5 protein-coding genes are annotated in these 10,408 nt (G+C 55.0%); 1 reads left to right on the top strand and 4 read right to left on the bottom strand.

Annotation, left to right across the window (positions count from 1 at the left end):
• Both rpoC and rpoB read right to left on the bottom strand, forming a co-directional pair.
• Positions 1–2,988: DNA-directed RNA polymerase subunit beta' (gene rpoC, locus ACPLUI_RS06540; protein ID WP_424659466.1), on the bottom strand; the 2,988-nt coding region annotated here is incomplete at its 3' end.
• Between the two features lie 68 nt (positions 2,989–3,056).
• Positions 3,057–6,512 (bottom strand): DNA-directed RNA polymerase subunit beta, encoded by a 3,456-nt coding sequence (rpoB, locus tag ACPLUI_RS06535; RefSeq protein ID WP_424659465.1) that lies wholly within the window; start codon positions 6,510–6,512, stop codon positions 3,057–3,059.
• 455 nt (positions 6,513–6,967) lie between these two features.
• Here rpoB and ACPLUI_RS06530 point away from each other — a divergent pair, with 455 nt between their 5' ends.
• Positions 6,968–7,786, top strand: coding sequence for a sensor histidine kinase (locus ACPLUI_RS06530; protein WP_424659464.1), 819 nt, complete (start codon positions 6,968–6,970; stop codon positions 7,784–7,786).
• A gap of 38 nt (positions 7,787–7,824) precedes the next feature.
• On the opposite strand, the gene ACPLUI_RS06525 is transcribed toward ACPLUI_RS06530, so the two are convergent.
• Both ACPLUI_RS06525 and ACPLUI_RS06520 read right to left on the bottom strand, forming a co-directional pair.
• Positions 7,825–8,199 (bottom strand): response regulator, encoded by a 375-nt coding sequence (locus ACPLUI_RS06525; protein WP_424659463.1) that lies wholly within the window; start codon positions 8,197–8,199, stop codon positions 7,825–7,827.
• Positions 8,200–8,323: 124 nt separating this feature from the next.
• Positions 8,324–10,408, bottom strand: a 2,085-nt coding sequence (locus ACPLUI_RS06520; RefSeq protein ID WP_424659462.1) for an ATP-binding protein, incomplete at its 5' end; no start/stop codon positions are given.

Here is a 10,408-nt window from a genome sequence, read left to right as displayed (position 1 = left end):
GTGCAGCCCCTTGATCTTTAAGAGGTCATGGGGGTTGATGGAACCTTCGGTGAGCTCATCACCGGCCTCCACACGGTCCCCTGCGCTGACCTTGAGCCGGGCACCGTAGGGGATCTGGTAGGTATATTTCTCACCACTGTCGGTAGTGATCTCCACCTCCCGACGCCCCTTAACCTCCCGTACATCCACCACGCCGCTTGCTTCGGCGATCACCGCCTGCCCTTTGGGGCGCCGGGCCTCAAATAACTCTTCGACCCTGGGCAGACCCTGAGTGATATCGTCGCCAGCCACACCGCCGGTGTGGAAGGTGCGCATGGTCAGCTGGGTACCCGGCTCGCCAATGGATTGGGCCGCAATTATACCCACTGCTTCACCGATGTCAACGATCCGTCCGGTAGCCAGGTTGCGGCCGTAACACTTCACACAAACACCGTAACGGCTCCTACAGGTAATGACCGAGCGAATCCACACTTCCTTAATACCGGCCTCAACGACAGCCCTGGCTTTTTCCTCGTTGATTTCTTCACCAGCCCGCACCAGCACTTCCCCTGTCGCGGGGTGAACAATATCGTTCAGCGCCACCCGGCCAACCAGGCGGTCCTCAAGCTTTTCAATAACTTCCGTACCATCCTTGATTTCCTGTACCAGGATACCTTCGTCAGTACCGCAATCTTCTTCCCGGACGATTACATCCTGGGCCACGTCCACCAGGCGCCGGGTAAGGTAACCGGAGTCCGCGGTACGCAGGGCGGTATCGGCCAGGCCCTTGCGGGCACCGTGGGTGGAAATAAAGTATTCCAGCACGGCCAGCCCTTCCCGGAAGTTGGCTTTAATGGGCACCGGAATGATCCGGCCGGAAGGGTCGGCCATGAGCCCCCGCATACCGGCCAGCTGGCGAATCTGCTGAATATTACCCCGGGCACCGGAGTTGGCCATCATGTACACGGGATTGAATTTATCCAGGATATTCAGCAGGGCTTTGGTCACCCTGTCGGTAGCCTCGTTCCAAATGGTGATGATCTTGCGGTAACGTTCCTCCTCGGTAATCAACCCCCGGCGGTACTGGGTTTCCACTGTTTCCACCTGTTTTTCCGCGTCCGCCAGAATCTCCTTTTTCTCGGGGGGGATTATGATATCGGAAGTGCTGATGGTGATCCCCGCCCTGGTGGCAAAATAGAAACCGAGCTTTTTAATCCCGTCGAGCATGTTCGCTGTTGCTGAATACCCGAGCTTGCGGTAGCAATCATCCACCAGCTGCACCAGGCTCTTTTTATCCATCACAGTATTCAAATAACCCAGTTCGTCGGGAACCACTTCGTTGAAAATGATTCTGCCCACGGTAGTCTCCAGACGTTCCCCGTTTGGCTGACGCACCTGAACCCGTGCCTGCAGGCTCACGGCCCCGTTGTAATAGGCCATGATGGCTTCCTCGTAATCCTTGAAAACCTTCCCCTCACCGGGAGCGCCCGGTTTTTCCATGGTCAGGTAATAGCATCCCAGAACCATGTCCTGCGTGGGAATGGCCACGGGACGACCGTCCTTGGGGTTCAGGATGTTATGGGCCGAAAGCATGAGCAACCTGGCCTCGGCCTGGGCCTCGGCCGACAGCGGTACGTGTACGGCCATCTGGTCCCCGTCGAAGTCGGCGTTGTAAGCAGTGCAGACCATGGGATGGATCTGGATGGCCCGGCCTTCCACCAGGACGGGCTCAAAGGCCTGTATCCCCAGCCGGTGCAGAGTGGGAGCCCGGTTTAAAAGTACCGGATGCTCCTTGATCACCTCTTCGAGGACGTCCCAGACTTCCGGCCGCACCCGTTCCACCATGCGCTTCGCACTCTTAATGTTGTGGGCGAAGCCCTTGTTTACCAGTTGCTTCATCACAAAGGGTTTGAACAGCTCCAGGGCCATTTCCTTGGGCAGACCGCATTGATGCAGTTTCAAGGTGGGTCCGACCACAATCACCGAACGGCCGGAATAGTCCACCCGCTTGCCCAGAAGGTTCTGGCGGAAACGTCCCTGTTTACCCTTGAGCATATCGCTCAAGGATTTCAAGGGGCGGTTACCCGGACCGGTAACAGGACGACCGCGGCGACCATTGTCAATAAGGGCATCTACCGCTTCCTGGAGCATGCGCTTCTCGTTACGGACGATGATATCGGGAGCTCCCAGGTCCAGGAGGCGCTTGAGCCGGTTGTTACGGTTTATCACCCTCCGGTACAGGTCATTCAAATCTGAAGTGGCAAAGCGACCGCCGTCAAGCTGAACCATGGGCCTGAGTTCTGGAGGGATAACCGGAATGACGTCCAGTATCATCCATTCCGGCCGGTTGCCGGATTTGCGGAAGGCTTCCACCACTTCCAGGCGGCGAATAGCCCTCACACGGCGCTGACCGCTTACTTCCTTGAGCTCCTGGCGCAATTCCCTGCTCATTTCATCCAGATCAATTTCGGCCAGAAGCTCCTTGATGGCCTCGGCACCCATCCCCGCCTTGAAGGCATTACCGTATTTCTCCCGGTACTCCCGGTATTCCGTTTCCGTAAGCAATTGCTTTTTAATCAGGGGAGTATTGCCGGGATCTATTACAATATATGAAACAAAGTAAAGGACTTTTTCCAGCGCGCGGGGCGACATGTCCAAAAGCAGGCCCATACGGCTGGGAATACCTTTAAAATACCAGACATGAGATACAGGTGCAGCCAGTTCGATGTGGCCCAGGCGCTCCCGGCGGACTTTCGAACGCGTTACCTCGACACCGCAGCGGTCACAAACCACACCTTTGTAGCGTACACGCTTGTATTTGCCGCAATGGCACTCCCAGTCCCTGGTAGGACCAAAAATGCGCTCGCAAAATAGACCGTCCCGCTCGGGCTTCAGTGTCCGGTAGTTAATCGTCTCCGGCTTTTTTACCTCGCCGCTGGACCACTGACGGATCATGTCCGACGATGCCAGACCAATACGGATGCGGTCAAAGTTGTTCAAATCCAGCAAAGGATCTCTCTCCCTTCGCTAAGAATATCGCCGTCTGATTGCAGTGGAACCGTTATTGCCACTGGCAATCACTGGTAACGATCCGGTTCCGTGTCCTCTTCATCCAGGTCCAGGACGTCATCCGGCAAATCCTCCGGGTAGTCATCCTCTTCATATTCCTCCTGTTCTTCCCCGGCCTCCGGATCGGAATCATAACCTTTCTCCGGAAGCGGCTCCTCGGCGTGAATATCAAGGCCGAGATCCCGGGCTGTCTCCTGCATGTCTTCGTCTACTTCTTTAATCTCGATTTCCTCGTCGTCTTCAGAAAGAACCTTTACGTCCAGCCCCAGGCTCTGCAGCTCCTTGATCAAGACCTTGAAAGACTCGGGGACACCCGGTTCGGGCACGTTTTCTCCCTTAACTATAGCCTCGTATGTCTTGACACGACCTACCACGTCATCGGACTTGACCGTGAGAATCTCCTGCAGGGTATATGCGGCGCCATAAGCCTCCAGCGCCCAAACTTCCATCTCACCAAAGCGCTGGCCGCCGAACTGAGCCTTCCCACCCAGGGGCTGCTGGGTAACCAGGGAGTAGGGACCGGTGGAACGGGCATGGATTTTGTCATCAACCAGGTGAGCCAGTTTTAACATGTAGAGATAGCCTACGGTAATCGGATTATCGAAAGGCTCTCCGGTACGCCCGTCATACAGTGTAATTTTTCCGTCCCTGGGAAGGCCCGCTTTCTCCAGAAATTCCAGGATATCTTCTTCCGTAGCGCCGTTAAACACAGGCGTCGACACATGGTACCCCAGCACCTTGGCCGCCCAGCCCAGGTGGGTTTCCAGCACCTGGCCGAGGTTCATCCGGGAAGGTACGCCCAGGGGGTTCAGGACAATCTCCACCGGCGTACCATCGGGCAGGAAAGGCATGTCTTCTTCAGGCAGGATCCTGGCAATAACCCCCTTGTTCCCGTGGCGGCCAGCCATTTTATCACCTTCGGAGATCTTGCGCTTCTGAGCTACATACACTCTTACCAGCTGGTTAACCCCGGGTGGAAGCTCGTCACCTTTTTCCCTGGAAAATACCTTGACATCCACTACCTTGCCGGATTCGCCGTGGGGCACGCGCAAAGAAGTATCCCGGACTTCCCGCGCCTTTTCGCCAAAGATGGCCCGGAGCAACCGTTCTTCGGCTGTAAGCTCGGTCTCCCCCTTGGGCGTGACCTTACCAACCAGGATATCCCCGGGGCGCACTTCCGCACCCACCCGGATAATTCCGCGCTCGTCCAGATCTTTTAAGATCTCTTCACCCACATTGGGAATATCCCTGGTAATTTCTTCCGGACCAAGCTTGGTATCCCGGGCATCGCATTCATACTCTTCTATGTGAATGGAGGTAAAATAATCTTCCTTGACGAGTTTTTCACTTACCAGGATGGCGTCCTCATAGTTGTAACCCTCCCAGGGCATGAAGGCTACCAGGACGTTGCGGCCCAGTGCCAGTTCCCCGTGGTCGGTGGAAGGGCCATCGGCAATTACCTGACCGGCCTCCACCCGGTCGCCTTTATACACAATGGGCTTCTGATTGATGCAGGTGCCCTGGTTGGAACGCGCGAACTTGATCAATTTGTAGGTATCCAGAGTACCATTGTCGGTACGGATGACAATTTCATTGGCCGTTACCCGCTCCACCACACCGCTGTTCCTGGCAAGAACCACCACCCCGGAGTCCCGGGCGGCTTTATACTCCAGCCCCGTACCCACCAGTGGTGCTTGAGCCTTGATCAAAGGTACGGCCTGACGCTGCATGTTGGCACCCATCAAGGCCCGGTTGGCATCATCGTGCTCCAGGAAAGGAATCAGGGAGGTGGCCACACTGAAGACCTGTTTTGGAGATACGTCCATGTAGTCGACCTTGTCCGTGGGCACCACCAGAATCTCATGGCCGTGGCGGGCATTGACCCGCTCCTCGAGGAAATACCCATTCTCATCCAGGGGCACGTTGGCCTGGGCAATGACCAGATCCTCTTCCTCGTCGGCTGTGAGGTAGACGATCTCGTCCGTAACGCGCCGTTCTTCCTTGTTCACCTTGCGGTATGGTGTTTCGATAAAGCCAAAGTGATTGATCCGGGCATAGCAGGACAATGAGCCGATCAACCCGATGTTGGGACCTTCCGGAGTTTCTATGGGACACATGCGGCCGTAGTGGGAATGGTGCACGTCCCGCACCTCGAAGCCCGCCCTTTCCCGGCTCAATCCCCCGGGACCCAGGGCGGAAAGGCGCCGCTTATGAGTCAACTCGGCCAGCGGGTTCGTCTGGTCCATGAACTGTGAAAGCTGGCTGGATCCAAAGAACTCCTTGATGGCCGCCACCACCGGCCGGATGTTGATCAGTACCTGAGGAGTGATGACATCCACATCCTGGATGGTCATCCTCTCCCGTACGACCCGTTCCATACGGGACAAGCCAATGCGGAACTGGTTCTGCAAAAGCTCACCCACCGAACGGAGGCGGCGGTTACCCAGATGGTCGATATCATCCACCTGACCTTCTCCATCCATTAAACGAAGCAGGTATCGTACGGTGGCAATAATATCCTCGGGGGTCAGCTCCCGGATAAATTCGCGGTCCCTGGGGACCTCCCGGTTCAGGTAACGGTCCCACTCCGTTGGTCCCTGACCACCGTCTTTAAAACGGTAGAGCACATCATGTTTCAACTTCTTCCATAACTTATACCTGCCCACATTGGCCAGGTCGTAGCGTTTCGGGTCAAAGAACAGCGAGTGAAGCAGTGAGCGAGCACTCTCCACTGTGGGGGGTTCACCGGGCCGCAGCCGTTTATAGATTTCCACCAGTGCCTCCTCTTCGGAGTCGGTGTTGTCCCTGGTCAGTGTTTCCTGGATATATTTATTGCCGTCGAACAGGTCAATGATCATCACATTGGACCCGTAACCCAGGGCACGCACCAGCACGGTAACCGGGATCTTGCGGGTGCGGTCGACACGTACGAATACATGGTCGTTGACATCAGTTTCAAACTCCAGCCATGCTCCCCGGTTGGGGATAATGGTGGCCGTATAGATTTTTTTGCCGCTGGGATCAAGCTGTTCGGCAAAGTAAACCCCGGGAGAACGAACCAGCTGGCTGACAATCACCCGTTCCGCACCATTGATGATAAAGGTGCCTTTATCGGTCATCAGAGGAAAGTCGCCCATGAAGACTTCCTGCTCCTTGACCTCTCCCGTCTCTTTATTTATCAGGCGCACCTTTACCCTTAGAGGAGCCGCGTAGGTGACATCACGTTCCTTGCACTCTTCAACGGAGTACTTGGGTTCACCCAGGGTATAGTCCAGGAACTCAAGCACCAGATTTCCGGTGAAATCCTGGATGGGCGAAACATCCTGGAATACCTCACGCAAACCCTCCCGTAAAAACCACTCGTAGGAGTTGCGCTGGACTTCGATCAGGTTGGGTAAATCTAGAACCTCCGGAAGTTTGCCAAAACTCCACCTGGTCCTGGTCCCGGCATTTGGAGTATTCATTGAGAGCCTCACACCCCCCAAAATTAAAAAACAACGAAAAGCAAGGTTTTTTTAAAGAAAAACCTCGCTTTCCAACAAAATCAAAAAAAACTATGCCAGGATATTATTTCCGCAAAAATAATTATTCATACACAAGATAAGGATATCCCCATACTCACATGCATATATATGGACGTTTAGGAATAATAACACATTCCCGGTGGATTGTCAAGGGCTGATTTCGCATTTTTTAACATGAACCGGCCATATGTTATCTTTCGAGCCAAGCCCCCGGCAATTGAGCGGAGAGTAGAACTGTATCTACAAAATTTGTGAAATTTCCCCCCTTTTCACCGACAGGAAGAAAGTATTATCATAAAAAAAGATAGGGTGATGTGTTGTACGGAAGACAAAACAAAAGACCCGGGTCATCGAACGTATGTCGTAGCGGGAATTACAGGAGGTTCAGCAACGAGATGCAAACACTGGAATGGCCGGCACTGGGTACGAAAGCCGATATAGATAGAGTTATCCGGAAGCTGAGGAAAGAAAATGAACGTCTATTAAAAATAACAAGGTTGAAGGACAAATTCCTGGCCGACGTCAGCCATGAATTGCGTACGCCACTCACCAGTATTATCGGCTTTGCGGAACTTCTCCTGAACGGTCCATGCAGCCGGGAACTTGGCTCAAAGCAGAAGGAATACATAAACCTGATCCTGGAAAGCAGCCAGCAGATGCTGACCCTGGTCAATGACCTGCTCGACCTGGCCAAAATCGAAGCAGGGAAAGTGAAACTTAACAGGGAGGAATTCCCGGTGGACGAGCTTATTGTCTCCTGCCTGAATATGTTCCGGGAAAAAGCACAGCGGAAAGAAATCACCCTGTGCGCTCAGACGGCACCCGAACTGGGTACAGTGGTTGCCGACAGGGGGCGCATAAAGCAGGTGCTGTGCAACCTGCTGGCCAATGCCCTGCGCTTTACTCCACCCGGAGGAGAGGTGGTTGTAAGCGCCCACCGGCAGAAACAACAGGTGGTGTTCTCCGTTTCCGATACAGGCCCTGGTATTCCCGCGGAATATCGGGACAGGATTTTTAATGCTTTTGAACAGGTCTACCATACCCCGCCTGCCGGTGAACCCGGCACGGGCCTGGGGCTTGCCATCACCCGGGGTCTGGTAGAAATACACGGCGGCCGGATCTGGGTGGAAAGCCAGCCTGGAGAGGGCAGCCGCTTTTATTTTACCCTCCCGGTAAAACCGGTGTCCCCTGCACTGAACGAACCTCAACTTTGAACCGGTTCCCCAGCCGCAGGTAATGTAAGGTTACGGGGCTAGCTCTTTTCTCCAAGAAATGCTTTGACCCGGTCTATAAAATCTTTAAGCTGAATCGGTTTGCTGATATACCCGTCGCAACCGGCTGCCAGGGCTTTCTCCGCGTCCCCCTTCATGGCATAAGCAGTCACAGCCAGAACGGGGATATCCCTGGTGGCCGGGTCCTCCTTCAAGACCCGGGTGGCCTGCAGCCCGTCCATTCCAGGCAGCTCAATATCCATAAGGATCAAATCAGGCCTCTCCCGGCGCACCATTTCCAGCCCCTGAGTCGCAGTGGCAGCTTCCCTGGTCTCGTATCCCTGGGATTGTAAAATATCCCTCACCAGCTTGGTGTTCAAGGGATTATCTTCAATAATCAAAATCAACGGTGCCATACATGTTTCCCCTCCTTCTCCCCGAACAACCCCATTCAAAATAGCTTTTTTATCTGCTGGGAAAAGGGACTCAAGCAGGGCGAAAAACTATCGCCGGGAGCCGCTTTTTCGAATGCGTCCCGTTTTAAGAAATCTCACTTGCGGCTTTATCCGCTACGGGGTGCGCAATGGCATTCCGTACCAGAGGCAGGGTAAAACTAAAGGTGGCTCCCTCCCCCGGAGCACTGTTCACCCAGATACGACCACCATGCATTTCCACCAGGCGGCGGGTTATGGCCAGCCCCAGGCCGGTACCTTCATAACGGTGGACCGGAGCCACCTCACCCTGGCAGAATTCCTCAAAGATAGTCTGGTGCATCTCAGGTGCAATGCCGATGCCGTTATCAGCGACCTCGATGATCAGTTCCTCCCCGCCGGATACAGCCCGCACTTCAATGGTACCCCGGGCGGGCGTAAACTTCACCGCGTTTGAAAGCAGGTTGACAAGGATTTGCTTCAACCGTTCCGGGTCGGCCTGTACCAGATAACGACCCGGCACCAGTTCCACCCGGAGGGTGTGTTCCTTCACCCTCACGCCAGGTTCCACCAGGGTCAGGGCCTCCTGCAGGATCGACGCCGGATCCACCGGTACCGGCCTCAATTCCAGATGGCCGGCTTCAATCCTGGACAGGTCCAGAATGTCGTTGATCAGGTTCAACAAGTGACGGGCGCTGGTCAGAATATCACCCATGTATTCTTTTTGCTTTTCATTGAGCGGGCCGGACAGTTCTTCCATTAAAAGTTCGGAAAAACCGATAATAGCGTTCAGGGGGGTACGCAATTCATGAGACATCCTGGCCAGGAAGGTGGATTTCATCCGGCTGGCCTCCTCAAGTTGCCTGTTTTTTACCGCCAGCTCCCTGCTCTGTGCCTCAATCTCTTCGGCCTGGGCCTGCAATTCTTCGGCCTGCATATATAGCTCCTCATTTTGGGCCGCCAGTTCCTCGTTCAACTGACTCAGCTCCTGGGAAAGGGCAGAAACACGTTCAAAGTTCAAGGCATTATTGACCGCCACCGCCAGCACATCACAGGCCGTTTGCAGTTCTTCAAGAGCTGACTGCCGGAGGGGATGCAGGGAACCCAGCACCAGCACGCCCAGGAGATCTTCATCAAAGACCAGGGGGAGATAAACCACGGCGACCGGGAGGATCTCGCCAGCCATGGTTTGTACCGTGTAAACAGAATCAGGAGGAATATTCTCCTGAACCAGCGGCTGGCGGCTCCGGTATACTTGCCCCAGAGGTCCTTCTATAAGAGGGACTTCTCTTTGGCCAGCCAGCTTACCTGAGGGACAAAAACCCGCCAGAAGCTCGAAGATACCCCGCTCCGTCCGGGCAACGTAAATGGCGCCCACCTGAAAATCATGGACCCTGGCCAGCGTTTCCAGAACCGCTGCTGAGAGAGGTTCCAGATGAATGGATGTAATAACGACCTGCAACAGTTGCTGAAGCCTGTCCTGGACCCTGAACTGAACCTCCAGACCTTCCGCCATTTTATTAAACGCACGGGCAACCAGGCTGATTTCATCTTTTGCATCCGCCACCTCCACCCGTTGGTCCAGTTGTCCGGCAGCCAGAGCAGCGGAGGCACGGACCACTTCTCCCAGGGGGAGCAGTGCGCGGCGCACCACCACAGTAATGGTCAATACGCTCAGCAGGATGGTAGCCACGGCAGTCAGAATCAAGAAAATGGCGTTTTTTCGTACGGGAGCCATGATCTCCGCCAGATCCTGTTCGGCCACCATTCCCCACCCGGCGTAGGGGATATAGCGGTAGGCGGCCATAACAGGTACACCAGCATAATTGGTGGTTTCCAGCAACCCCTCTTTCCCCTGCACAGCTTCCCGGGCAATTTCCGAGGAGGAACGGATGAACAGGCTGGCCCCGGGCCGGCGGCGCAACTCGTTGATGATCATCCGGTCATGCCGCAGGAGAATCACCTCCCCGGTGTTACCCAGCCAGGCCCGGCCCCGGCTTATGGAATTGAGTATCTCTTCCGTTTTCACCCGGAATACCAGTACTCCCACCCGACCGTCTGGTAAACGCTCCACTCCCGGGCCCAGGCCCTCCACAGCCGTAGCAAAAGCCACGGAGGGCTCCCCGGTAGCATAAGATACATAGGCGTCCTGGAAATACACACCACCCCGCTCGAGAGGTCGCTTCAACAAATC

It is taken from the genome of Desulfofundulus sp. (assembly GCF_049701015.1).
Taxonomy (GTDB): Bacteria; Bacillota; Desulfotomaculia; order Desulfotomaculales; family Desulfovirgulaceae; genus Desulfofundulus.
The sequence above is the reverse complement of the archived record's forward strand: the minus strand, read 5'-3'. Positions and strand labels throughout refer to the sequence as shown.

Bases quoted from the DNA above. Each gene is read 5' to 3' on its own strand.
- rpoB (WP_424659465.1), bottom strand. From the start codon at position 6,512: ATGAATACTCCAAATGCCGGGACCAGGACCAGGTGGAGTTTTGGCAAA.
- ACPLUI_RS06530 (WP_424659464.1), top strand. From the start codon at position 6,968: ATGCAAACACTGGAATGGCCGGCACTGGGTACGAAAGCCGATATAGAT.
- ACPLUI_RS06525 (WP_424659463.1), bottom strand. From the start codon at position 8,199: ATGGCACCGTTGATTTTGATTATTGAAGATAATCCCTTGAACACCAAG.